General features: G+C 59.6%; 25 protein-coding genes. 16 read left to right on the top strand and 9 right to left on the bottom strand.

What is annotated here, in order from left to right; genetic code table 11:
* Nucleotides 1-18 precede the first annotated feature (18 nt).
* The 6 genes from M516_RS0120680 (at nucleotide 19) to M516_RS25020 (ending at nucleotide 4,086) form a co-directional block, all read left to right on the top strand.
* On the top strand, nucleotides 19-795 hold the full coding sequence (locus tag M516_RS0120680; protein ID WP_029100810.1) for an ABC transporter ATP-binding protein: 777 nt from the start codon (nucleotides 19-21) through the stop codon (nucleotides 793-795).
* 18 nt (nucleotides 796-813) lie between these two features.
* Nucleotides 814-1,521: an ABC transporter ATP-binding protein gene (locus M516_RS0120675; RefSeq protein ID WP_029100809.1), complete on the top strand. Its 708-nt coding sequence runs from the start codon at nucleotides 814-816 to the stop codon at nucleotides 1,519-1,521.
* A 126-nt stretch (nucleotides 1,522-1,647) separates the two neighbouring features.
* Nucleotides 1,648-2,307: a hypothetical protein gene (locus M516_RS0120670; RefSeq protein ID WP_029100808.1), complete on the top strand. Its 660-nt coding sequence runs from the start codon at nucleotides 1,648-1,650 to the stop codon at nucleotides 2,305-2,307.
* A 23-nt stretch (nucleotides 2,308-2,330) separates the two neighbouring features.
* Nucleotides 2,331-3,047, top strand: coding sequence for an aminotransferase class I/II-fold pyridoxal phosphate-dependent enzyme (locus tag M516_RS24110; RefSeq protein WP_238551019.1), 717 nt, complete (start codon nucleotides 2,331-2,333; stop codon nucleotides 3,045-3,047).
* 51 nt (nucleotides 3,048-3,098) lie between these two features.
* Nucleotides 3,099-3,782, top strand: a complete 684-nt coding sequence (locus M516_RS25310) for an AzlC family ABC transporter permease (protein ID WP_141669736.1) — start codon at nucleotides 3,099-3,101, stop codon at nucleotides 3,780-3,782.
* Nucleotides 3,772-4,086: an AzlD domain-containing protein gene (locus tag M516_RS25020; protein ID WP_238551018.1), complete on the top strand. Its 315-nt coding sequence runs from the start codon at nucleotides 3,772-3,774 to the stop codon at nucleotides 4,084-4,086. The genes M516_RS25310 and M516_RS25020 overlap by 11 nt, the downstream gene beginning before the upstream one ends.
* 40 nt (nucleotides 4,087-4,126) lie before the next feature.
* Here the strand turns inward: M516_RS25020 and M516_RS0120650 are convergent, their stop codons facing one another.
* The 3 genes from M516_RS0120650 to M516_RS0120640 form a co-directional block, all read right to left on the bottom strand.
* The gene (locus M516_RS0120650; RefSeq protein ID WP_029100807.1) at nucleotides 4,127-5,302 is read right to left on the bottom strand and encodes an MFS transporter; all 1,176 of its coding nucleotides are present in this window, start codon (nucleotides 5,300-5,302) and stop codon (nucleotides 4,127-4,129) included.
* Nucleotides 5,302-5,748 carry a MerR family transcriptional regulator gene (locus tag M516_RS0120645; RefSeq protein WP_029100806.1) on the bottom strand — a complete coding sequence of 149 codons (447 nt, stop codon included), beginning with the start codon at nucleotides 5,746-5,748 and terminating at the stop codon, nucleotides 5,302-5,304. The genes M516_RS0120650 and M516_RS0120645 overlap by 1 nt, the downstream gene beginning before the upstream one ends.
* A gap of 177 nt (nucleotides 5,749-5,925) precedes the next feature.
* Complete coding sequence (locus M516_RS0120640) at nucleotides 5,926-6,681, bottom strand: IclR family transcriptional regulator (RefSeq protein WP_029100805.1); 756 nt, start codon at nucleotides 6,679-6,681, stop codon at nucleotides 5,926-5,928.
* A gap of 213 nt (nucleotides 6,682-6,894) precedes the next feature.
* Here M516_RS0120640 and M516_RS0120635 point away from each other — a divergent pair, with 213 nt between their 5' ends.
* The 5 genes from M516_RS0120635 to M516_RS0120615 are packed head-to-tail and all read left to right on the top strand — an operon-like array spanning nucleotide 6,895 to nucleotide 11,905.
* On the top strand, nucleotides 6,895-8,010 hold the full coding sequence (locus M516_RS0120635) for an ABC transporter substrate-binding protein (protein ID WP_029100804.1): 1,116 nt from the start codon (nucleotides 6,895-6,897) through the stop codon (nucleotides 8,008-8,010).
* An 8-nt stretch (nucleotides 8,011-8,018) separates the two neighbouring features.
* A complete protein-coding gene (locus M516_RS0120630; protein ID WP_029100803.1) occupies nucleotides 8,019-9,113 on the top strand; it encodes an ABC transporter ATP-binding protein in 1,095 nt (364 codons plus the stop codon).
* Nucleotides 9,114-9,116: 3 nt separating this feature from the next.
* On the top strand, nucleotides 9,117-9,959 hold the full coding sequence (locus M516_RS0120625; protein WP_029100802.1) for an ABC transporter permease: 843 nt from the start codon (nucleotides 9,117-9,119) through the stop codon (nucleotides 9,957-9,959).
* The gene (locus tag M516_RS0120620) at nucleotides 9,956-10,756 is read left to right on the top strand and encodes an ABC transporter permease (protein ID WP_029100801.1); all 801 of its coding nucleotides are present in this window, start codon (nucleotides 9,956-9,958) and stop codon (nucleotides 10,754-10,756) included. Before M516_RS0120625 ends, M516_RS0120620 begins: the two co-directional genes overlap by 4 nt.
* A 12-nt stretch (nucleotides 10,757-10,768) precedes the next feature.
* Entirely contained in the window at nucleotides 10,769-11,905 is a 1,137-nt protein-coding gene (locus tag M516_RS0120615) for a M20 family metallopeptidase (protein WP_029100800.1), read from the top strand.
* Nucleotides 11,906-12,060: 155 nt separating this feature from the next.
* Here M516_RS0120615 and M516_RS0120610 read toward each other — a convergent pair whose 3' ends face one another.
* From M516_RS0120610 to M516_RS0120600, 3 genes are all read right to left on the bottom strand, one after another.
* Complete coding sequence (locus tag M516_RS0120610; protein ID WP_029100799.1) at nucleotides 12,061-13,266, bottom strand: branched-chain amino acid ABC transporter substrate-binding protein; 1,206 nt, start codon at nucleotides 13,264-13,266, stop codon at nucleotides 12,061-12,063.
* Nucleotides 13,267-13,539: 273 nt separating this feature from the next.
* Nucleotides 13,540-14,937, bottom strand: coding sequence for a HAMP domain-containing sensor histidine kinase (locus M516_RS0120605; protein ID WP_029100798.1), 1,398 nt, complete (start codon nucleotides 14,935-14,937; stop codon nucleotides 13,540-13,542).
* Nucleotides 14,934-15,638, bottom strand: coding sequence for a response regulator transcription factor (locus tag M516_RS0120600; protein WP_029100797.1), 705 nt, complete (start codon nucleotides 15,636-15,638; stop codon nucleotides 14,934-14,936). The genes M516_RS0120605 and M516_RS0120600 overlap by 4 nt, the downstream gene beginning before the upstream one ends.
* A gap of 169 nt (nucleotides 15,639-15,807) precedes the next feature.
* Here M516_RS0120600 and M516_RS0120595 point away from each other — a divergent pair, with 169 nt between their 5' ends.
* The 3 genes from M516_RS0120595 to pcrB all read left to right on the top strand — a co-directional run bounded on the left by M516_RS0120595 (nucleotide 15,808) and on the right by pcrB (nucleotide 17,975).
* Nucleotides 15,808-16,854: a DUF3048 domain-containing protein gene (locus M516_RS0120595; RefSeq protein WP_029100796.1), complete on the top strand. Its 1,047-nt coding sequence runs from the start codon at nucleotides 15,808-15,810 to the stop codon at nucleotides 16,852-16,854.
* 110 nt (nucleotides 16,855-16,964) lie between these two features.
* Nucleotides 16,965-17,255, top strand: coding sequence for a YerC/YecD family TrpR-related protein (locus M516_RS0120590; RefSeq protein WP_029100795.1), 291 nt, complete (start codon nucleotides 16,965-16,967; stop codon nucleotides 17,253-17,255).
* Nucleotides 17,256-17,273: 18 nt separating this feature from the next.
* Complete coding sequence (pcrB, locus tag M516_RS0120585; protein WP_029100794.1) at nucleotides 17,274-17,975, top strand: heptaprenylglyceryl phosphate synthase; 702 nt, start codon at nucleotides 17,274-17,276, stop codon at nucleotides 17,973-17,975.
* A 105-nt stretch (nucleotides 17,976-18,080) separates the two neighbouring features.
* Here pcrB and M516_RS0120580 read toward each other — a convergent pair whose 3' ends face one another.
* From M516_RS0120580 to M516_RS0120570, 3 genes are all read right to left on the bottom strand, one after another.
* Nucleotides 18,081-19,013: a hypothetical protein gene (locus M516_RS0120580; RefSeq protein WP_029100793.1), complete on the bottom strand. Its 933-nt coding sequence runs from the start codon at nucleotides 19,011-19,013 to the stop codon at nucleotides 18,081-18,083.
* Between the two features lie 2 nt (nucleotides 19,014-19,015).
* On the bottom strand, nucleotides 19,016-19,405 hold the full coding sequence (locus M516_RS24095) for an RNA polymerase sigma factor (protein ID WP_051188321.1): 390 nt from the start codon (nucleotides 19,403-19,405) through the stop codon (nucleotides 19,016-19,018).
* 268 nt (nucleotides 19,406-19,673) lie between these two features.
* The gene (locus M516_RS0120570; RefSeq protein ID WP_029100792.1) at nucleotides 19,674-20,504 is read right to left on the bottom strand and encodes a glycerophosphodiester phosphodiesterase; all 831 of its coding nucleotides are present in this window, start codon (nucleotides 20,502-20,504) and stop codon (nucleotides 19,674-19,676) included.
* A 445-nt stretch (nucleotides 20,505-20,949) separates the two neighbouring features.
* Here M516_RS0120570 and M516_RS0120565 point away from each other — a divergent pair, with 445 nt between their 5' ends.
* Together M516_RS0120565 and pcrA are read left to right on the top strand one after the other, a co-directional pair.
* Nucleotides 20,950-21,759 carry a VanW family protein gene (locus M516_RS0120565; protein ID WP_029100791.1) on the top strand — a complete coding sequence of 270 codons (810 nt, stop codon included), beginning with the start codon at nucleotides 20,950-20,952 and terminating at the stop codon, nucleotides 21,757-21,759.
* 226 nt (nucleotides 21,760-21,985) lie between these two features.
* Nucleotides 21,986-24,307, top strand: a complete 2,322-nt coding sequence (gene pcrA, locus M516_RS0120560; RefSeq protein ID WP_029100790.1) for a DNA helicase PcrA — start codon at nucleotides 21,986-21,988, stop codon at nucleotides 24,305-24,307.
* Nucleotides 24,308-24,328 lie beyond the last annotated feature (21 nt).

The raw sequence follows: 24,328 nt of genomic DNA, 5'->3' as shown, positions 1-24,328 counted from the left end.
CAAGGAGGGAGCATCAGTATGGCACTGTTGGAAGCAATCGGCTTGACCAAGCGCTTCGGCGGTCTTGTCGCCAATCAGGACATCACGATCAAGATCGAGAAGGGGACGATTACGGCGGTCATCGGGCCGAACGGGGCCGGGAAAACCACGTTTTTCAACATGATCACCGGCTTTTACGAGCCGGACGAAGGCGATGTCCTGCTGAACGGGAAAAGCATCAAGGGACTGCGGCCGGACCAGATTGCCGAGCGGGGCATCACCCGCACGTTCCAAAACATCCGCCTGTTCAAGGAGATGACCGCCCTGGAAAACGTGATGGTGGGCACGCACAGCCGGCTGACGGCGGGGCTGTTGGGCATCCTGTTCAACATCAGGCGGGTGCGCGAAGAGGAAGAGCGGGCCCGCGTCGAGGCCTATCAGCTCCTGGAATACGTCGGGATCGCCCACGTCGCCAACGAAGCGGCCGGCAGTCTGCCGTACGGCTTGCAGCGCCGCCTGGAGATCGCCCGGGCGCTGGCGACCAATCCGCAAATCATCCTGCTGGACGAGCCGGCGGCGGGGATGAACCCGCGCGAAACGGCGGAGATGACCGAGTTTATCCGCCGGCTGAAAAACGAACTGGATCTGACCATCATCCTGATCGAACACGACATGAAGCTGGTCATGGGCTTGAGCGAATACATCCACGTGCTGGATTACGGACGCAAAATCGCCGAGGGAACGCCGGAGCAGATCCGCCACAATCCCAGCGTCATCGAGGCATACCTGGGCAAAAGCGCGTCGGAAGTGTCGTAAGCGGGGGAGGAATCAAAGATGGCATTGTTGGAACTGCATAACGTACACACCTATTACGGCGGTATCCACGCGTTAAAGGGGCTGAGCATCCAGGTCAACCACGGAGAAGTGGTGACGCTGATCGGCTCCAACGGGGCGGGCAAGTCGACCACGCTGAAGACGATCTGCGGCCAGACACGCGCGCGGGAAGGGAAAATCCTCTTTGACGGCAAGGACATCACCCAGATGCGCACGCACGAAATCGCCCTGCTGGGCATCGCCCACGTGCCGGAGGGGCGGCGCATTTTCCCCAAGCTGACGGTGCGGGAGAACCTGGAGATGGGCGCCTTCTCCGTAACGGACAAGAATCTGATTGAGGAAGGGATTGAGCGGGCGTTCCGCTACTTTCCCCGGCTGAAAGAGCGGATTAACCAGAAGGGCGGCACGATGTCCGGCGGGGAGCAGCAGATGCTGGCCATCGCCCGCGGCCTGATGATGAAGCCAAAGATCCTGATGCTGGACGAGCCGTCCATGGGGCTGGCGCCGATTCTGGTCGAGCAGATTTTTGACATCATCACGGAGCTGAATCGGGAGGGCATGACGATCCTGCTGGTGGAGCAAAATGCCAATCAGGCGCTCTCCGTGGCCCATCGCGGCTACGTCATCCAGACGGGAGAGATCATCCTGCAGGACGAGGCGGCCACCCTGCTGGCAAACCCGCAGGTTCGGGAAGCATACCTCGCATAGCGGTCAAACACCGATGGAGTCTACACGCCCCCATCGGTGTTTTTTTATGGTTGCCGCTGATCAGCTCCTGCCGGTTGGCCGATCAAGCAAAAATCAGGTACAGCCGTTCACAAGGAGTTGTTGTTCATGAATCAGGACATATCTGATAAAATGAAACGAAACATGATCCTGAGAGGAAGATTTTTAATGATATACAAAGAAATGGTTACTTTTGTGATTATTGCAGCTGCCGTTGTTGTTACAGGAGGGCCCCTTTACGGAAGCACCGATCAAACTGCATACAGCCAAGCACATCAAAGGCAGGAAGACGATCATGGGGCTGAAAACAAGGGGAAGGCGGGAACTGCGGTAAATATAAGCGGAGATGTTCATGAGCGTTTTACAACTATCGAACAGTTGAAAGACAGCTCTGAATTGATTGCTGAGGTTGAAATTGAAAAGTCGGACAGCTTCCCATACAAACATGTTGTGTTTACGCTGAGTGAAGCGAAACTGCTGCATGTATATAAAGGAGAGGTCCAAAACGACGAACCCATCAAGATTCTCGAAACCGGTGGATATAAGGATGGAACGGAATACACGTTTGAAGGCAACAAGGTATTTACGGAAAAGGAGACAGCGATTGTATTTTTGGAAAAGTACGAAGGTCCGATTGTTGATCACGCTTATGTAATAAAAGGGGGGGATCAAGGAAAATTTGTAACAGACGGTCATACAGGAAAACCAGCCAATGGCGTACAAAAGGGGCTGCAGGTAAAAACCATGGAAGAGTTGGACTTGGAATAGCATGGTATCAGACGGCCAGCCAGGTGAATCCTGGTTGGCCGTTTCCATGTGCCCGTTCCCTCCCCAAACGGCGACGGCTTCGCGCGGAGATAGCCCGCTACCTCAGGCAGGCGCGGGGAGTCGCCTGCACCCCGGACGAGATTGTGATCGCCGCCGGTACGCAGCTCTTGATCCAGCAGTTGTGCTGCCTGTTTGGCCTGGACGGCCGGGCGGTCGCCATCGAGGAGCCGGGGTATAACGGCGTGCGAATCGTCTTTCAGCATCTCGGCTTTGCCGTCACGCCGATTCCGCTGGAGGAGGACGGCATTAACGTGGAAGCACTGGAGGCGAGCGGCGCCCGGCTTGTCTACATCACGCCGTCCCATCAGGAGCCGTCCGGCATGGTCATGCCCTACGCGAAACGGATCAGGCTCCTCCAGTGGGCGGCCCGGACCGGCGTTTACATCGTGGAGGACGACTACGACGGCGAATTCCGCTACCGGGGAAAGCCGATTCCCTCGGATGCCGGCTTGTCGGTTACGGTCGAGGTGTACAGCGACAAGACGGCAGAGGAACTGACGGCGGCTGCGGCGTCGGCGGGCATCCGCGTCTATCCCACCGCGCCGAAGTGGTTCCGTCCCCCGCAAAATCGGCTGCCCGCCTTTCAATTCGGCTTCGGCGGCCTGTCGGTGGAGGAGATGGATGCGGGACTGCGGCTGCTGTACGAGGTGTGGAAGCCGTATTTGCACTCCTGCAATTGACAGAACTTACTGACAAGCGTAGAGTGTAGCAGTGTATGGAGGGTGAAGCGAGTGAACTCTGCGCGCACGTTGTTTGTCACAGGCATGATTCAAATTATCCCGGTCGCCGCCGCGGGGATCGTGGACGGGCTGGTGTTTGGCATCCTCGCCCGGCAGGCAGGTCTCGGCATCGCGGAAGCCTTGCTGTTTTCGCTCCTGGTCAATGCAGGGTCGTCGCAGTTTGCCGCCGTCGGCCTGATCTCGCAGGGGATTGTGGGCTGGCCCATTCTGGTCTCCACGGCTTTGCTGAACGCCCGTCACCTGCTGTACGGACTGTCGCTCGGGCCCCACTTTCGCGGGACGCCTCCGTGGAAGCTGTCGTTGATGGCGGCTGGCCTGAACGACGAGACGTACGCCCTGACATCCACCTATCTGGCGTCCGGCCAAAAGCCCAGCCTCTCCTTTTTTGCCGGTGCGAGCGCGGTCGACTATCTGATCTGGAACGCCAGTACGCTGGCCGGCGCCTGGTTTGGCGCGGTGTTTACGGAAACGGAGGCGTACGGCCTGGACTTTGCGTTTGTGGCCACGTTCCTCGGCTTTCTCGCGATCAATCTGCTCTCCCCGTTTCATGTGAAGGTGGCGGCCGGCGCTGCGGCTGTCGCCTGCCTCGCGTACTGGGGAGGCGGCGGGACGGCGGCGGTGATCGCCGGGACGCTGACGGCAGTGGTGATGGGAGCGGTGAGCCGTGAACGATAAGGTGCTGCTGATCATTGTCTTGATGGCCGTGATTACCTATCTGACGCGGTTTCCCATGCTGCTGATCAGCTCGCGCTGGGAGATCCCCGACTGGCTCCGGCGCGGACTGGCCATGGTCCCGGTGGGCGTGTTCAGCTCGCTGACCGTGCCGCCCATTCTCTTTCATGGGAATGACGGGCAGTGGAGTCCGGAGTACCTCGCGGCGGGGGTGGTTTCACTCGCCGTCGGCCTGTGGAGAAAGCAGGTCGTCTGGGCGCTGTTGGCCGGGGTGGGGGCGATTGTGCTGTGGCGGGCTCTTTTCTGATGATTCGGGAAGAGCGTGTAAAAAAAGGCGAGCTTGCGCATCAACGCAGGCTCGCCAGTTGTTTTTTGCCGGCGTACAGCGCCAGCATGCTGAACAGAACGGCCAGCGCGCCCGCGTAAAACGGGACGTGCGGCGAGTACCACTCGGCCAGCTTGCCGGCCAGCCAGGGCGCGACCGCGCCGCCGACGAAACGGACGAAGCTGTAGGCGGAAGACGCGATGGCACGTTCCACCGGCGCGACGTCCATCACCGATGCGGTCAGGACGGTGTTGATAATGCCCAGAATCGCGCCGGCCATGACGATGGCCAGTACCAGCGTCACTTGCGACGAAACGCCGAATCCCATGGCCGCCAGGTCTGCGGCCAACAGCAGCAGCATGGCGAACAGCGTGGGGACGGACCCGTAGCGCTCCTGCAGCTTCGGCGCCACGATCACCGAGGTGATGGCGAGCATCACACCCCAGAAGAAGAACACGTACCCCAGGCTGTGTTCGTCCATGTGCAGCACAAACGGAGAAAACGCCAACAGCGTAAAAAACCCGAAGTTGTACAGGAGCGCCGTCAGCGCCATGGTAAACAGGCCGCGGTGCCCCAACGCGCGGAACGGATCGAGAAGCGAGCTGCGCCGCTTCGGCTTGGGCACGTCGCTGAGCAGAACGAATACGGCGAGCAGCGCGATCGCCATCAGCACGGCGACGCCGAAAAACGGCCCGCGCCAACTGATGCCCCCGAGCAGCCCGCCAAGCAGCGGTCCCACGGACATCCCCAGACCGATGGCCGCTTCGTACAGGACGATCGCTCCCGCCGTGCCGCCGCTGGCTACGCTGACAATCACCGCCAGGGCGGTGGAGATGAAAAAGGCGTTGCCCATTCCCCAGCCGGCGCGGAACCAGACGATCTGCATCACCGAGTGGGACATGCCGCCGAGGAAGGAAAACAGGATGATTCCGGCCAGGCCGGCCAGGAGCGTCGCCTTGGGGCCGATCCGGCTGGAGACCCATCCCGTGACCAGCATCGTCAAGCCGGTCATCAGCATGTAGCTGGTGAACAGCAGGGATACTTCACTGGGCGTGGCATTCAGTTTGCTCGCAATCGCGGGCAGGATCGGGTCGACCAATCCGATCCCCATGAAAGCGACCACACAGGCAAAAGCGACAGCCCAGGCTGACTTGGGCTGCTGCATAATGATGCGCCATGCATGAGTGTGACTCTCCATCAGGGTTCCTCCTTTTCGTTTTCGATCTCCGCCTGCAGTTCCCGTTTTTTCCTGGCAATGCGGGTCAACTTCTCATCGTAGTTGGCCAGCAGTTCCGAGAGTTTGTTCATTTTTTCCTGCAAAAAGCCGCGCTTGGCCAGGAGCGTCCGCTCCAGTTCGGTCAGCAGGTTCAGCTTTTCTTCGGCGGACACTCCCTGGTAATAGCCCTGCTTCAACAGCTCGTATTTGTGGGCCAGGTCCATCATGTCCTTGATTTCCTGCAGCGACGCTCCCAACAGGTCGCGGGTGTTTTTGACGTGCAGGATGTGGGCGATGTCCTCGTCCGTGTACATGCGGTATCCGCTCTCCGTTCGCCCGGACGGATTGACCAGCCCCAATTCCTCGTAATAGCGAAGCGCCCTTTTCGTCAGGCCGGTTTTTTTTGCTGCCTCCTCGATGCGGTACAACGGGCTCCCTCCCATTCGCTTGCGTACTGGCACGACAACATGAAGACAGGTATTATGATACAAAACTGTAACGTTAACGTAAACGTTATTGTTTTCCGCTTATATGGGCCAGCCGCGTGCGCAAAAAAAAGCCCGGACCAGACCAAACGGCTGATCCGGGCGAAGCATGGGCAGCGCTCACGGACGGTACCCCAATTCCGCGGACATCTCTCGCACCGTCTCCAGCAGTTCCCTGAGGATCGCATCCTTCTGGGGAAGAACGCGGTCGGACGGGCCGATCACGCTGACCGATGCGGCCACTTCGCCGGTGGAATCAAACAGCGGCGCCGCCATCCCGGTGACGCCCACGTTGCGCCGGTCGGAGCTGAATTCGTAGCCCCGTTCCCGGATCTCCCGCAGCGCCAGCTTGATCTCGTCGGCTGACGTGAACGAGTAGGGCGTGTACGTCCGGATTCCCTCCGCCAGCACCTCGTCCTGAAACGATTCCGGTTTGTAGGCCAACAGCACGCGGGACGCAGAGGTGGAATAGAGGGGGAAACGGCGGTGCGTTTCGACCGTAAAGCGGATCGGGTGAGGCGAATCCACCTTGGTGACGTAGATGGCGTCGGTGACGTCCTGCACGCACAGCACGACCAGCTCCTGCGTGCGGGACACCAGGCGGTTGATATAGGGAGCGGCAAAGTCGACGATGTCGTGGTTTTTCAGCACCTTGTTGCCCAGCTCCAGCAGCGTGTAGCCGAGTGTGTACTGCCTGGTTTTTTCGTTTTGGCGGATAAATCCTTCCGCCTCCAGCGTCGCCAGCAGCTTGTGCACCGCTCCCTTGGAGAGCTGCAGCCGCTTGCTCAATTCCGTCACGCCGAGCTCCTTGGGCGCGTCGAGGAAGATTTTCAACAGCCGGCAGCTGTTGCGTACGGAAGACAGAAAATGATCCATGGACACGACTCCTCCGAAGTTCACATTTAGCAATAGTCTACCATAACCGGGAAGACTTTACGGTTCGAAAAGGGATAATCATCCCTTTACTCAGACTACCTTGAATTGTCAGTCTCTTCATGATAGTATATCACTAGAGTTCTCGGATAGGAAACGATGTTTTCTATTCGTGAACAATTTGTTAAAAACATACACATAACGGGGGATGAACACGTGAAGAAACAGGCATTATCGGTACTGTCCATTCTTGCTTTGACCGGTTCACTGCTCGCCGGCTGTGGGTCTTCCGCCGGGCAGCCAGCCGCGTCCGGCCAGCCTGCGGGGCAGGGCGGCGGCCAGGCACAGGCTCAGTTGGAGGACACACTGGTCGTGGCGGGCAACGGCGCCACGGTCGAACAGCTAATGAAAGACGAGATTTTCAAGAAGTTCAACGAGAAGTACCCGAACGTAAAGCTGACCTACGTCTCCGGCGTCTCGACCGAGATCGTGGCCAAGGTAAAAGCGCAGAAAAACGCGCCGCAGATCGACGTCACCATCGTCGAGGGCGGCGAACAGGAAAAAGGGCGCCAGGAAGGGCTGTGGGAGGCGCTCTCCGAGACGGACATCCCCAACATGAAAAACGTGCCGCAGGACCTGCGCGTCGCGGAAAACAGCGGGGTAACCGTCAACTTTACGCCGATGGGCATCTCCTACAACGCGGAGCTCGTCAAGGAAAAAGGCCTGCCGGTGCCCAAGTCGTGGAACGACCTGACCAGGCCGGAAGTGAAGGGCTACATCACGATGACCGACGTGGCCAGCAACTTCGGCCGCTCCACGATGATCATGCTGGCCTACGCCAACGGCGGTTCGGAGAAAAACATCGAGCCCGGCTTTGAAAAAATGAAAACGATTGCGAGCTACATGCCGACGTTTGCCAAGAGCGCGGCCCAACTGCAGCAAAACCTGCAAAACAAAAGCGCGGCCTACACCACCTGGACGATGGCCCGCAGCCTGACGCAGAAAGAGACGGGCCTGCCGCTGGAATTCGTCTTCCCGGAAGAGGGCGGCAACATCGTGCCGAACGTCGCCACGCTGGTCAAAGGGGCCAAGCACCCCAACGCCGCCAAAGCGTTTATCGACTTCCTGCTGAGCGACGAGGTGCAGATCATGTACGCGACCAAGCTCTACTACAACCCGGCCACGGCCGTGAAGCTGCCGGAAGACGTGGCCAAGCAGTTGGAGTTTGACCGCAGCAAAGTGGTGAACTTCGACTACGACACGATCAGCAAGGAAACGTCCGCGTGGCTCGATCGCTTCAACAAGGAGATCGCGCCGCTGACAGGAAAGTAGGTGTCCCTTTGAGCAAGGTAATTGACGTCGAACTGCGCAACATCATGAAGAAGTTCCAGAATAACGTCGTGGTTCGGGACTTCAACCTGCAGGTGGAGCAGGGAGAGTTTGTCTCGTTTCTCGGGCCGTCCGGCTGCGGCAAGACGACCACGCTGAACATGATCGCCGGATTTTTGGACCCGGACGAAGGGGAGCTCTTGATCAAGGGGCGGCGCATGAACGGCGTCCCCCCTTACAAGCGCGAACTGGGCATGGTGTTTCAAACCTATTCGCTGTTTCCGCACATGACGGTGGCGGAAAACGTCGCCTACGGGCTGAAGCTGCGCAAGGTGGGCAAAGCCGAGATGCAGGAGCGGGTGAAGCGGGTGCTGGAACTGGTCAAGCTGCCGCATGTGGCCGATCGCTATCCCAAGCAGTTGTCCGGCGGCCAGCGGCAGCGGATTGCGATCGCCCGCGCGCTGGTGATCGAGCCGTCGCTGCTCCTTTTGGACGAGCCGCTCAGCAACCTGGACGCCAAGCTGCGCGAAGAACTGCGCGACGAACTGAAGCGGCTGCACCAGGAGATCGGCGTGACCACCATCTTCGTCACCCACGACCAGGAAGAAGCGCTCTCCCTGTCGGACCGCATCGTCGTGCTGAACCACGGCCGCGTCGAGCAGATCGGCACGCCCGAGGAGATCTACAACCGTCCCGCCTCCGAGTTTGTCCACACCTTCATCGGCAAGACCAACCGCCTGGAGGGAGTCGTACTCGCCCAGGACGGCGAGGGTCTCACCGTGAAAACGGCGGGCGGCCTTATCGTCAGGGCGGCCCGGCAGCAGCGGGCGTTTGCCCCTGGCGAAAGAGTGGCGGTGTTTGTGCGGCCGGAAAAAATCCGTCTGGCGGACGGAGCGGCTGCGGATGAGGTCAACCACGCCAGCGGCCAGTTGATGATTGCCTCCTTTTTGGGCGCCTTTACCGAATGCGAGGTGAAGGCGGGAGGGCATCCCCTGTCCGTCAAGGTGCAGATGGACGGGCAGGGGATGCCGCTTACCCCCGGCAGGGCGGTCAACTGCCGCTGGGAGAGCGAAGACGTGCTGGTCATGCCGGTGGAGAGGGGATAGCCCATGAGCAAGCGTCTCTCCATTCTGCTGTTGACAGCGCCGAGCATGATCGTGCTCCTGGGCGTGTTTCTGATTCCGATGCTGCTGATGCTCCTGTTGAGTTTTCAGGACGACACGCAGGCGTTCAGCCTGCAAAACTACCTGCTGTTCATCCAGGACCCGTTTTACCTGGAGATTCTCTGGCGGACCATCCGAATCAGCCTCTGGACGGTGCTGTGCACGCTCCTGCTCGGCTTTCCCGTGGCCATGTTCATGGCGCAGGCCTCGGGCCGGATGCGGGGCGTCGTCACCATGCTGATTCTGGCGCCGCACCTGATCAGCGTGGTGATCCGCAACTTCGGCTGGGTGGTCGTGCTGGGCGAAAAGGGCTGGATCAACGAAACGCTGCTGAAGCTCGGCCTGATCGACCAGCCGCTGCGCCTGATGTACAACGAGCTGGGCGTGGTCATCGGCCTGACCGATTCGTTTATCGCCTACATGGTGCTGGCGATCGCCACCAGCCTGTACGCGATCGATCCGTCGCTGTCCAAGGCGGCGTCCATTTTGGGGGCGTCCCGCGTGCGGACGTTTTTCACCGTGACGCTGCCGCTCAGCCTGCCGGGAATTATCGCCGGCACGACGCTGGTGTTCAGCTTGTCGATGAGCGCGTTTGTGACGCCGGCGCTGATGGGGGGCACCTCGGTGAAGGTGATGCCGGTCATCGCCTACGAACAGATCATGTCGACGCTCAACTGGCCGCTGGGAGCGGCGCTGGCCTTCCTGCTGCTGGGCAGCACGATCCTGCTGGTCACCCTGTACACGCGGCTGATTGAAACCAAGCGATACAAAGAGGTGTTTGCGTCATGAAAAAGCTGAATGGGTACGGACTGATCACCTTCTTTGTGCTGCTTCTGGTCAACCTGCCGTTTCTGGTCATCATCCCCAGCTCGTTTACTTCGGCCGGCTACCTGTCGTTCCCGCCGGAGGGCTTTTCCTGGCAGTGGTACGCCAAGATTCTGGATCGGCCGGAGTTTATCGAGTCGTTCTGGTTCAGCCTGCAGCTTGCCGCGATTACGGCGGTGCTGGCGACGCTGATCGGCACGCTGGCGGCCTTTGCCTTGAGCAAGTACAGATTCCGCGGCAGCGGGGTCATCAACAGCCTGCTGCTGTCGCCGCTGACCGTGCCGTCGCTGATCATCGGGATCGCCGCGCTGCTGTTCTTTACGCGGATCGGAATTGCCGGCACGTTTACCGGCCTGCTCCTGGCCCACACGCTGATCTCCATTCCGTACGTGGTGCGGCTGGTGCTGACCGGCCTCAGCACGTTCGACTACACCCTGGAAAAGGCGGGCTACATGCTGGGAGCCCGGCCGCTTCGGGTGTTCTGGGACGTCACGCTGCCGCTTTTGCGGCCGGCCATCGTGTCGGGCATGATCTTTTCGTTTCTGACCTCGTTTGACAACGTGACGGTGTCGCTCTTCTTGGTGGCGCCCGACACGACGACGCTGCCGCTGGCCATTTTCACCTACATGCAGGAGACGCTGGACCCGCTGGTGGCCTCCATCTCCGCGGTCGTCATCCTGCTCAGCCTGGTGTTTATCGTCCTGCTGGAAAAGGTGTACGGGCTGGAGCGCCTGTTTGGACTCAATTCCCAATCCCATTAAGGAAGAGGCACGATGTCAATTCACTCGTATCTGCAACAACATCACCAACACCTGATCCAGCTCTTGGAAGCCTGCGTCAACATGGATTCCCCCTCACGCGACAAGGAGGCGGGGGATCGGATGGCGGAGTGGTTTGCCCGCCGCTTCGAGGAACTGACCGGCGGCAGGGCGGAGCGAATCCCCAACAGCGTCTACGGCGACCAGGTGCGCTGCGTGCTGGGAAGCGGCAGCAGACAAGTCCTGCTGATCGGCCACTACGACACGGTCTGGCCGCAAGGGGAAGCGGCCCGCCGTCCGTTTTTCATCCGGGAGGGAAAAGCGTACGGCCCGGGCGTCTACGACATGAAGGCGGGCGTGCTGCAGGCGATGTTTGCGCTGCGCGCGCTGGCGGAGCTGAACCGCCTGCCGGCTGACAAGCAGGTGGTGCTTTTGCTCAACAGCGACGAAGAAATCGGCAGCCCCACCTCGCGGGCACTCGTCGAACGGGAGGCGTCCCGTTCCCTGGCCGGCTTCGTGCTGGAACCGCCGATGGAGCCGGACGGCGCGCTGAAGACGTGGCGCAAAGGCAGCGCCCATTTTACCCTGCGCGTCCACGGCGTTTCCGCCCACGCCGGGGTGGACCACGACAAAGGAGTGTCGGCGATTGAGGAGCTGTCCCGGCTGGTGCAGTACCTGCACGGACTGACCGACTATGCGAGCGGGACGACCGTCAACGTGGGCCTGGTCAAAGGGGGAATCGGCTCCAATGTGGTGGCCGATTACGCCGAAGCGGAAGTGGACGTCCGGGTGAGGACGCTGGAGGAAGCGCGGCGGATCGAGCGGCTGTTTGCGGGACTGACGCCCAGCCTGTCCGGCGCGCGGCTGACGGTGTCCGGCGGCATTCGCCGTCCGCCGATGGAACGGACGGAGCAGATCGCCGCCCTGTTTGCCCTGGCCCGGAAGATCGGGGCCGAGGAGCTGGGCATGGCCCTGCAGGAGTCGGGCACCGGCGGCGTCAGCGACGGAAACTTCGCCGCCGCCTGCGGTCTCCCCACCCTTGACGGGCTGGGGGCAAAAGGCGGGTTTGCCCACTCGACGGAGGAATTTGTGGAGCTGGACGAGATTCCCAGACGCGCTGCCCTGCTGGCCCGGTTGATCGAAGAGGTGTAGCGCGTGTCGAGGAACAATCCTGTTTGTTGATGGACAACCCTTTTGCACAGCGTCTGCCGGCCCTGTCCGGCCGCTTGCGCAAAAGGGTTTTTTGCTGCGTTTAAGCCGGAAGACGCAAAAAAGGCGCCCGCTGAACGCAGGCGCCGGAAAGCGGGTCACTGTCCCGCTTCGCCGATAAACTCGGCTTTGTCTTTGCCGTACCGGTAGATATACACCTGGGAGTGCTTGTTGTCTCCTTTTTCGTCAAAGGTCACCTTGGTAAACAAACCGTTAAACTCGTTGGTGGAGCGGATGGCGTTCATCACCTGTTCGCGCGTCGGCTTTTTGCCGCCGTTATCCTTGATGGCCTGTTCGATGCCGTTCAGGGCGACCAGCGTAGCGTCATAGGCAAACGGAGAAAACGCGCCCGGCTCCTTGTTGAATGCCGTTTTGAACCGGTCCACCCACTTCTTGCCTTCCTCCTGGGAGCGGATGTCGCTGACCACGGTGGCGTAGACGATGCCTTCCGCAGCGGAGCCGGCGATTTTGTACATGTCGTTCGACTCCAGCCCTTCGCCGCCCATGAATTGGCCGGTGTAGCCCTTCTCGCGTGCCTGCTTGGCGATGATCCCCAGTTCGGCGTACATGCCGCCGTAGAAGACGAGGTCGGGCTTGTGCGCCGCCAGTTGGTTGACGATCGCGCTGTAGTCTTTTTCCCCGGGGTTGATGCCTTCATAGGCCACTTCCTTCACCCCCAGCTCCTTGAACGCCTTGCGCACCTCGTCAGCCAGCCCCTGTCCGTACGAGGTCTTGTCATGGGCGATGTAGACCGTGGTGACGCCCATCTTCTCCTTGGCGTATTTGGCGGCGGCCGGCGCGATCTGGTCGTTGCGCGCCACCAGGCGGTTCACGCTCTTTTTGCCCGCCTCCGTCAGTTCAACGCCGGTGTTGGCCGGGGAGATCATCGCTAGCTTGCCTTCCTCGTACTTGACGGAGGAGGGGATGGCGACGCCGGTGTTGTAGTGGCCGATCACGGCGTAGACGTCCGGGTCGGCGATCAGCATTTCCGCGTTGGAGACGCCGATTTTCGGGTCTGCCTGATCGTCCTGCGGGAAGAGCTGCAGGTCAAAGCCCAGCTTTTTGAAGTCTTCCGCGCGGTCCTGCACGGCCAACTGCGCCCCCAGCTTGATGCCGTCCCCCTCCAGCGACTGCGAGCCGGACAGCGGGCTTTGCGTGGCAATTTTGATTACGCTGGAGCCGGCGTTTCCGCCGCTGCCGGCATTGTCCCCCGTCGAAGAAGCGGAATTGCCCCCGCCGCAACCGGCGACGAGCGAACCAGCCAGCAATCCGGCAAGCAACAAGCGAACGGTTTGTGTTTTCATGACGTAACCCCCAACTCATTTGTGAGAAATATATTTTCTACTAACATATCAGGATAAAGGACAGGCGTCAACGAATATTCCGTATTGTTTGAAAATGGAAATTGTTTTGTACAAAGCGGGTGAACATCTGGAAGGTTCGACGGCGTTTCTTGTTTGGTCATAACATTTTTCGGCCGAATGCTCCGCCCTGCCGCTTCTGGCGGTCGGCCCTTCCACGGAAGAAAGAAAAACGGCCGGCCCGCATCAAAAAAGTCCCGGATGACCGGGACTTCTCTATTTCCTGTCGACCGGCAGCGTCACTGTAAAACAGGGGCCGTCCGCCTCGTTGCGCACGGAAATGCTGCCGCCGTGGGCTTCGAAGACGGCGCGGGCGATGGCCAGACCGAGGCCGTGCTTGCCCGATTTGCCTTTGCGGAAACGCTGGAACAGATGGGGCAGCAGGGCTTCCTCGATCGGCGGGCCGTCGTTGGAGATGGTGACGGTCACCGTTTCGCCCGCCTGGGAACCGGTGATCGTCAGCCGGCTGTTCGCGTAGCGCAGTTGATTTTCCAGGATGTTGACGAACGCCGTGCTGAGCTGCTCGCCGTCTCCTTCCAGCACCAGTTCGGAAGGCAGGCGCAGTTCCCAGGTGACGGCCGGGTTGAGCACGGAGAGGCGCTGCTGCAGGAGGCTGAACATCTCTGCCAGATCGACGCGTCCCATCTGCATCATCTGGGAGACCGACTCGATCTTCGTCAGGTAGAGGAGCTGGCCCACCACCTTTTCCAGCCGCTTGCTCTCCTCCATGATGATCTCCAGTCCCTTTTCCGCCTGGGGTCCCTTGAACACGCCTTCCAGCAGGCCGTGGGCATACCCCTGGATCGCCATGATCGGTGTCTTCAACTCGTGCGAGATGTTTTGAATAAAGTAGCGCTGCGACTCGTCGTATTCCTTCAGTTGGCTTTTCATCGACTCAAACGAGCGGGCCAGTTGGCCGATTTCGTCCTCCCGGTCCATCGTCAGCGGGATGTCAAACTGCCGGCGGGCAATCTTTTGGCACGACTCGTCCAGGGTTTGCAGCGGCTTGCTCAGATAGCGGCTGAACCAGACGGCCAACAGCCAGCTCACCAGCAGCAGGACGAGGAAGATGACCATAAACTGGCGGGTCAGAAGCGCGTTGATCTGGTTCAGCTCCCGCTCCTTGGAAAAGAGGACGAGGTAGTAGGGAAAGCCGTGGTAATCCATCAGCTTGCTGACAAACAGGTAGTCCTCCCCGCCCCGTTCGAGCGTGCCGTGCTGCAGCCGGTTCCGGGAAAAGGAGGCCGCCCCCCGGAACAGGTCGATCGTGTCCTCGTAGGAGAGATTTTCCGTCAATCGTTTGCCCAGCACATGGCCGTCCGCGGAAAAGACGATCATGTCAAACGAGTATTCGTAGCGCGACAGGAGCAATTGCAAAAAGTAGGGAGCGGCCGCGGGAACGGGGAGCAGTTCGTTGTGCTCGTTGAAGGCGATGTGTTCCGACAGGGTGTAGAACTCTTCCTCCAACAGGGCATACGTGTTGTTGACCAGGTACTGCTTGACGGCAAAGGGATAGACGATGCCCACGCCGATCCCCAGCACGCTGGTCAGCAGCATGAACAAAATCAGAATCTGCCGGGAGAGCGGCAGGTTTTTCAGGCGGAATTTGCTCATGGCCGGGTCAATCGGTAGCCGAAGCCGTAGACGGTCTCCAGCGGGAATTTGGGCATCTTTTTGCGGATGCGTTTGACCAGGTCATCCACCGCCCGGTCCGATCCGATGTAATCCTCTCCCCAGATGGCCGTCAAGATTTGTTCCCGGTTCAGGGCAAGCCCCTGGTTGTGCAGGAGGTAGACGATCAGCTCAAACTCCTTGGTGGTCAGCTCGATCGGTTTTTCCCCTTCCTTGACCAGCCGGCCTTTCTCCGAAATCAGGTACGGCCCCACCGCGACCCAGTCCTGGTACGTCTGCGGCTGGGCCGATGCGAGGGCAGGCCCCTTTTCGTACGTGCGCTGCAGCAGCTTTTGCACCCGGATGACCAGTTCCCGGGGCAAAAACGGTTTGGCCAGATAGTCGTCGCTGCCCAGCTCCAGCCCGATGATTTTGTCGATGTCCTGATCCCGGGCGGAGATGAAAATGATCGGCACGTCCGATTTGCTGCGAATCAGCCGCAGGAGCTCGTATCCGTCAATGTCGGGCAGCATGATGTCCAGGATCCAGATGTGGGGCTGTTCCGGCTCGTCCAGCACCGGCAGCACGTCGGCCCCGCTGGAAAACGCCCGGACCCGGAAACCGGCGCTTTCCAGATAGGACTGCAAAAGCCCCAGCAGATTGGTTTCGTCGTCCACGAGATAGACGAGGTAGGGAGTCTGCATGGTTCATTCCTCGCTTTGCCTCTGTCGTTTGGTAACATTGTAGCACAGCGCCGTTCGCGATGTGTGGGAGGGGCGTATGAGAATCGTGGAAAACGTGTGGAAGCAGGATTCTCCTGTCACGCGCAGAAAAGAGAGGAAGTCGAAGAGAAAACTGGAAAGGAGCGCTCCCATGCGACGACGCATCCCATTCACGTTGACGCTGCTGACTCTGGCGCTGCTCACGGCGTGCACCGGAAAGCCGGGCGACACCCCGCCCCAGCCGGAGCAGCCGCCCGCTCCCCGCGTGGAAACACCTCCGACCGAACAGCCGAAAGACGCCTACACCGCCCCGTTTACCGGCCTGGGAAGCCCGGTGAAGCTGGAACAGCGGCCGATCATGGTGATGATCAACAACGCGCCGCCCGCACGTCCGCAGTCCGGGCTGAACCAGGCGGACCTGGTGTACGAGGTGCTGGCGGAGGGGGAAATGACCCGTCTTCTCGCCGTCTTTCACAGCCAGCGGCCGGACGTGATCGGCCCGGTGCGCAGCATTCGCCCGTATTTTATCCAGATTGGCGTCGGACTGGATGCCGTGCTCGTACACGCGGGCGGCAGCCCGGAAGCGTTGGGGACGCTGGCCCGTTCCGACTACAGCCATCTGGACGAGATTCCCAACGGCCGCTATTTTTGGCGGGAAACGTTTCGCAAGGCGCCGCACAACCTCTACACCAAGCCCGACCTGATCGATCAGGCGATCCGCGACAAGGGCATGCGGACGCGGGGAGAACTGCCGCGCCTTTCCTTTCTGCCGGCCGATGCCGTGATTGCGGAGGGAGAGCCGGCCCGTCAGATCGACATCACGTTCCATCCGCTGAACAAGGCCGGCTTCCAGTACGACGCCGAGAAAAAGAAATACCTGCGCCTGACCGCAGGCAAGCCGCACCTCGACCTGACGACCGGCGAGCAGCTTTCCGCCGCCAACGTGCTGGTGATCGCCGCCCGACACCGCGTGCTGGACAAGGAAGGCCGGCGCCAGGTGGATGTCGTCGGACCGGGAGACGGTTATCTGTTTCAGCAGGGAACGGCGCGCAAGATCAAGTGGAAGCGGCAGGGCGGCGTCATCCGCGCGTACGAGGACGCGGCCTTGACCAAAGAACTGCCGCTGCTGCCGGGAAACACGTGGGTGGAGATCGTCCCCAACGCACCGTCGCTGTCCCACTATGTGAAATTCCAATAGGGACTTGCGAAGCGGCGGCATATCTTCTAAGATTAAGATAGCCTCGGGGCTTTAGTGCTTGAAAATTTTACAGCGAAAAACTTTCCCTGCGAAATGATGGGGTGATCGTGATGCAATTGGAAAAACTGAAAGGAAAAGGAATCGAGCAGCTTTTTGAAGCGATTCTCTCCCTGGAAACCATCGAGGAGTGCTATCGCTTTTTCGACGATCTCTGCACCGTGAACGAAATGCAGTCGCTGGCGCAGCGCCTGGAAGTGGCCCGCATGCTGCGCAAGGGCTACACGTACAACCAGATCGAAGCGGAGACAGGGGCGAGCACGGCGACCATCTCCCGTGTGAAACGCTGCCTGAACTACGGCAACGACGGTTACCAACTGGCGCTGGAGCGGATCGGCAAATAGAGTGGGAGGCAAACATCGGTGATTGACTATCGTGGCTGGCGCCATACCTTCAAACTGGACCCGGACAAAGCGATCGGTGACGAGGCGTTGGAAGCGCTGTGCGAATCGGGGACGGATGCGATCCTCGTCGGCGGCACCTACGGCGTGACGTACGACAACACGCTGGAGCTGATGTCGCGGATCCGCCGCTACGCGGTCCCGACCGTGCTGGAAATCTCCTCGCTGGATGCGGTGGTGCCCGGCTTTGACGCCTACTTCATCCCGCTGGTGCTCAACGCGGGCGATCCGGACTGGATCTTTGCGCCGCACGTCTCCGGCCTGAAGGCGTACGGTTCCTACATCCACTGGGAGGAGATCTTTACGGAAGGCTACCTGATCGCCAACCCGGCGGCAGGCGTGGCACAGTTGACCAAGGCCCGTCCGATCGCGGACAGCGAAGAGGCCAAGGCCTACGCCCAGGTGGCCGTCAACATCTGCCGCCTGCCCATCGTCTACGTGGAGTACAGCGGCACCTACGGCGACCCGGAGCTGGTCCGGGCCTGCCGGGCGGGAGCCGAAGGGGCGCATCTGTTCTACGGCGGCGGCATCCGCACGCCGCAGCAGGCGGCGGAGATGGCGGCGATCGCCGACACCGTCGTGGTGGGCAACGTGATCTACGACGACCTGCAGGCGGCGCTCGCGACGGTGGCTGCCGTCAAAGGCGTGCAGAAGAAGCGGTAAGGAAAAGGAAGGAGACTCATCGCGAGTCTCCTTTTCCATGTGCAGACACAGTGACGGATGGGGGAAGCCAACAATCTGAAAGCGTCAGAAATGACTGACGGCGAATCAGTCCAAAAAACCCTCTGCTGCTTTCAACAAATCTGCTTTCGTAGCATCCCCCGTTTTGGCGTAGAGCTGATACATGCGGCTTCGATTGGTGCCGGGAATCTTGCTGCCGATCCATTTCAACACCTGCATCTCTTCCCCCGACGGGTCTGTGAACGTGGCATACAGCGCGTCGAAGTCGGAAAGCGGCACTTTCTCCAGAGAGGTATAGGGAAAACCGACTTCTCCCGCTCCGGAGCCCACGTCATCAATCCAGACGGTGATCTGCCTGTCCTGGATGCGATATATCGCGTTTGCCTGCCTGATGAAATCCCGCTGCAGCGGAACCTGTTTCACCGCTACCTGCCTGTTGTTCTTAACGGCTTCCTCCCGCATCACCTGAAGGTATGCCTCTTCATCGTAGCTCGCTCGGTCTATTTCAAAGTTCAATGACCCTTCGACAAATCGGTAACCGCCCGCCAATTCTTCCGGAATGTCTGCAAACAGGCCCAACTGGTCTTGGAATGTGGAAAAATCGGAAATGACCAGGCTCTTTTGCTTGTAGTAATGGGATTCCATTTCCGGACGATCCGTTCGTTCATAGACAAGGTAAGCCGTTCCCGGCGAAAAGCGCTTTTCCAGTTCGGCCAATTCCTGATCAGCCTTTGTCTTCGCAGGCTGCATTCGCTCTTCTTTGCCGACGATCCGGGCCTCCTCGATTTTGTACGAGAAACGTCCGCTCCTGTCTGTTATCTCATCGATGTTCAGCGCTGCCAGACCTACTGAGGACGTAAAAGCCAGACTTCCCGCCAACGCAATCAGGATGCGTCTTTTTCGAGCTGCTTTTCGCCTCGTGACCAGCTTTTCGATGCGCTGCCGAATCCGGTCGTCAAGTTCCTCGGGAACCGGCATTTGTTTGTGGAATTGAGAAATCCCTTCCCATATCTTGTCCATGGTCAAACTCCCTCCGCTTCCAGACGGTCAAGCGGTGCCAACTGGTTGAGGAGAGCCTGCACATCCATCACCTCTTCCCGCGCCGGCGTTTCGTGTTCCGGCTCGTCGGACAGTTGCTGCGACAGTGTGAGAGCACGCTGCCGCTTCTGCAGTTGGGCTTTGCACTCATTGATCACGATGCGGATGAACCACGAGGAAAAATAGCGGTTGTCCCGCAGGGTTTCCAGATGGAGAAACGCTTTTTCCACCGCGTCGCAAACAGCGTCCATGCTGCTCTCCTGATCGTTCAGATACGAATAGGCAACGCGGTACGCCTTGTCCTTTACCTGCATGACTGCCTGTGCAAAGCTCTCACCATCTCCTTTTTTTGCCTTCTCGATGAAATCCGTCATCTCGTTGCCTCCTTCCTCCCATTTATTAGATAGCCGGACTCGCGAAATGGTTTTTCGTTCCCATCTGTTAATGTGGAAAAATTCCAATAAACGACATCTTTCATATGTTACTATGGTTGTTAAACGGCCAAAATCTCATATTTTCCCAATGGGTGAGTACCGCTTATGAAACAAAACAAATCCCGTCCGGCACCAAAAAAAGGGCGCCCGTACCCTGTGAGGCGGCCCTTTGCCTGCTTTTCCCGACGCATGGTGTGGCTGTTGGCGCTTATCTGCGATGGCTGCGCGGCACGTAATCCGGAAAGTCGGTAATGATGCCGTCGACGCCCGCAATCAGCAGCGGCTTCACCTCGTCCCGTTTGCGAACGGTCCAGGCGAAGACCTGCATGCCGCGTTCGTGGATGCGGTCTGTCAGATCGGCGGTCACCAGATTGCGGCTGGGGTTCACGTAGTTCGCATAGGTCGCAAACTCGTCCAGCATCGCGTCCGTCAGTTGACTCGCCTTGTTGGTCAGCACGCCGATCGGAATGTCCGGCAGGAGCTTGTGAAACCGTTTCAGCGAATCGAAGTGGAAGGACTGCACGATAACCCTGGCGCTGCGGGGCTTATCCATGCCGCGCTTCCGCAGGGCGTCGGCCACCCTTTTTTCCACGCCCGGATACAGCTCCGGCGACTTCAGTTCGATCAGGATGCCGACTTTGCCGCGGAATTCGTCCAGCACCTCGTCAAGGGTGGGGATCGGTTCCCTGGCAAAGGCGGAGTGGAAGAAACGGCCCGCATCCAGCCTGCGCATCTCCTTGAAGGTGAGGGCGCCCACCCTGCCGGTGCCGTCGGTCGTCCGGTCGATCGTATTGTCGTGGATGACCACCAGATGACCGTCCCTGGTGACCTGCACGTCAAGCTCGATGTAATCCGCCTTCATCTCCACCGCCTTGCGAAACGCGGCCATGGTGTTCTCCGGCGCGTAGCCGGAGGCGCCCCGGTGAGCGATCGTGTCTGCCCGGTGGTAAGTGAGATCGTTTGCGGCGGCCAAAGCGGCAGCCGGCTGAAACAGCGCCGTCAACAGGGCGGCGGACAAGGTGATTCCCGTGCGAAACATGCGCATCTCCTCCCCTGAATACCAGTATGTGAATGTGCGGACCTTTGGTTGCAGATGGAATGATTGGTCTATGAATGATCCTTGTGGTAAGGGGATGATTGAGAAGGCTTATATTGATCCGCTCGCCACTGCTTGATTACTACTATGCTGAAGCAGTCAATCAGTATCATTTGTTCCGGTCTGGTTTGGAGAGCTTGGGAATACCGGTTTGTATCTTGGATTCAACCGCTGCCGTTCATGATTTGTCATTACAGTACGCATCGCAATATCAGTTAGAGTCGTTTGACGCCTTGCACTTTGCGATGTCCCAGGTTAACAACTGTGACTATTTTGCAACACTTGATGGCGATTTTGTACATGGAGCATTTATAACAAATCCTGTTCACACACGAATACTTAAAATTGCGTAAATGATCCGAATTGACGCCGGAAAGGGAGGAAGCAAATGAGACCTGTCGCGCGAAGCCGGCTGCGGCTGGCGGCGGGAGTGTGTTTCTACCGCCTGAAACGGTACGCAGAGTGGCTGCTGGGGGGAAAGCGGTATTCGCGTAAAAAGCAAAGCGAATTCCTGCCCCATCTGCACATCCGTCATCAGACGCCGCTCCTGCGTCGGCTCAAGAATGTGGACATGTGGATGCAGCACAACAAAATCATCAATCTGCGCTTGGCTGCCGAACGGCTGGACGGGGTGATCGTTCGTCCCGGGGAGACCTTTTCCTATTGGCGGTTGATCGGCAAGCCGACGCGCCGGAAAGGGTACGTGGAGGGCATGCTGTTGTCACACGGCCGCGTGCTGGCCGGTGTGGGGGGAGGGCTCTGCCAGCTGTCCAACCTGCTGTACTGGATGACCCTGCATACGCCGCTGACGGTCACGGAGCGGCACCGGCACGGCTACGACGTGTTTCCCGACGCCGACCGGACCCAGCCGTTCGGCAGCGGAGCCACCTGTTTTTACAACTACCTCGATCTGCAAATCGCCAACCGGACCCGGCAGTCTTTCCAGGTGCGCGTGTTTCTCACCGACACCCACCTCGTCGGTGAGTGGAGAGCCGAATACCCTCCCACGCGGCGGTACGAAGTGTACGAGAAGGAACATGCCATTACCCCGGCCATCTGGGGCGGCTACGAGCGAACCAATGTCCTGCACCGCCGGGTGTACACGCTGGACGGGGAATGGCTGGATGACGAATTCATCGCGGAAAATCGCGCAATGATGATGTACGAACCGCTGCTGTCGTCCCATCAATCCCGCTGACAGCGATGCGGGGAAACGTTCGCGGATGGGCTGCCGGTGATTCCGGGCGCGCGGAGAAACGGACCGCTGCCGCTCCTGTGCGGGTACAGCGGTCTTTCCCGTTGGCAGGGATTGCCGGTTAGAGGTCTCGGATTCAACTGGAACTTGCCTTCGATCTGTGCGAAAATAGGAACATATGCTTTCGTTCGGGAGCGCTTTGACAGGCAAGAAAGGTGGACGTATACATATGGCAACAGTTGACCGAATTTTAGCCGGACTGAATCCGCAGCAGCGGGAAGCGGTCCTGACCACGGAGGGGCCGGTTTTAATCCTGGCAGGTGCGGGCAGCGGCAAGACCAAGGTGCTGACCCAGCGCATCGCCTACCTGATCAGCGAAAAACAGGTGGCGCCGTGGAGCATCCTCGCCATTACCTTTACCAACAAGGCGGCGCGGGAGATGCAGAGCCGCGTGGCGTCCATCGTCGGCGCGGGAGCGGAGGACATCTGGATCTCCACGTTCCACTCGCTGTGCGTGCGGATTTTGCGGCGGGACATCGACCGCCTGGGGATCAGCCGCAGCTTCTCCATTCTCGACGCGGGCGACCAGCTGTCCGTCGTCAAGCAATGTCTCAAGGAGCTGAATCTCGACCCGAAGCAGTACGAGCCGCGCGGCATCCTGGCCGCGATCAGCGGGGCGAAAAACGAGCTGACGGACCCGGCGGCATACGCCAAGCGGGCGGCCGATCCGTACAGCCAGATCGTGGCCAGGGTTTACGAAGCCTATCAGAAAAAGCTGAAGAGCAACCAGTCGCTGGACTTCGACGACCTGATCATGACCACGGTCCGGTTGTTCAAGGAAGTGCCGGAAGTGCTGGAATACTACCAGAAAAAGTTCCGCTACATCCATGTGGACGAGTACCAGGACACCAACCGGGCCCAGTACATGCTGATTTCCATGCTGGCTGACCGCTACCGCAACGTCTGCTGCGTCGGGGACGCCGACCAGAGCATTTACAAGTGGCGCGGCGCGGACATTTCCATCATTTTGAACTTTGAAAAGGACTATCCGGAAGCGAAAATGATCAAACTGGAGCAAAACTACCGCTCCACCAAGACGATTTTGCAGGCGGCCAACCAGGTAATCGCCCACAATGTCATGCGCAAGGAGAAAAAGCTCTGGACGGAAAATCCGGCCGGGGAGAAGATCGGCTGCTATCAGGGCGATTCCGAGCACGACGAGGCGTACTTCATCGTCGACACAATCAACAGGCTGATGCCCGCCTACAAGCGCTACGACAAGTTCGCTGTGCTCTACCGGACCAACGCCCAGTCCCGCGTGGTCGAGGAAGTGTTCATCAAATCGAACATCCCGTACACGATCGTGGGCGGCACGAAGTTCTACGACCGCAAGGAGATCAAGGACATTCTCGCCTATCTGCGGGTCATCTCCAACCCCGACGATGACATCAGCCTGGCGCGGATCATCAACGTGCCGAAGCGCAACATCGGGGAGACGACCGTGGAAAAACTGCAGACCTACGCCAACGCGCACGGCCTGTCGCTCTACGGCGCGATTCAGGAAGTGGGCTACATGGGGCTGCCGGCGCGCACGACCAACGCCATCCTCGCTTTTAACGAGCTGATCACCAACCTGATGCAGATGACCGATTACCTGACGGTGACGGAGCTGGTGGAAGAGGTGCTGAAGCGGACCGGCTACCGGGAGGCGCTGAAAGAGGAGAAGACGCTGGAAGCGACCGCCCGCCTGGAAAACATCGAGGAGCTTTTGTCCGTTACCCAGGAGTTTGAGCGGAAAAACGAGGACAAGAGCCTGCTCGCCTTCCTCACCGACCTGGCGCTGATCGCCGACATCGACACGCTGACGGAGGACGGGGCAGCGGAAGAAGACGTGTCCGCGGAAGGCCAGGTCGTCCTGATGACCCTGCACAGCGCCAAGGGGCTGGAGTTCCCCGTGGTCTTTCTGGTCGGCATGGAGGAAGGGGTGTTTCCGCACAGCCGGGCGCTGTTTGACGAGGGGGAAATGGAGGAGGAGCGCCGCCTCGCCTACGTCGGCATCACCCGGGCGGAAGAGCGCCTCTACCTGACCTGCGCCCGGATGCGCACCCTGTTTGGCCGGACCACGAACAATCCGCCTTCCCGCTTTTTGCAGGAAATTCCCGCAGAACTGCTGGACGGCAGCCCGGTGATCGAGGGACGCTTTGCCCGGACCGGCGTGTTCGGCCAGCGGGAAGCGGCCGGTCGTTCGTTTGGCGCGGCACCGCAAACAGGAGCGGGGCTGCGTTCCGGGACAGGCCCGCGGACGGGAGCGGGGACGGGCGCCTCGCCGTTTGCCCGGCCTGCGCAGCCCGCTGCCAAGCTGCCGGGTCACGGCGCGGCGGCAGGAATCGACTGGAAAGTGGGCGAAAAGGTGAAGCACGGAAAATGGGGCATCGGCACGGTGGTCAAGGTGAAGGGAAGCGGGGACGACATGGAGCTGGACATCGCGTTCCCCAGCCCGATCGGCATCAAGAAACTGCTGGCCAAGTTTGCCCCGATTGAACGGGCGTAACACAGGATGAAACATGAAACG

The sequence above is a fragment of the Brevibacillus thermoruber 423 genome (assembly GCF_000454065.1).
GTDB classification, from domain to species: domain Bacteria; phylum Bacillota; class Bacilli; order Brevibacillales; family Brevibacillaceae; genus Brevibacillus; species Brevibacillus thermoruber.
This window is presented reverse-complemented; position numbering and strand designations above follow the sequence as displayed.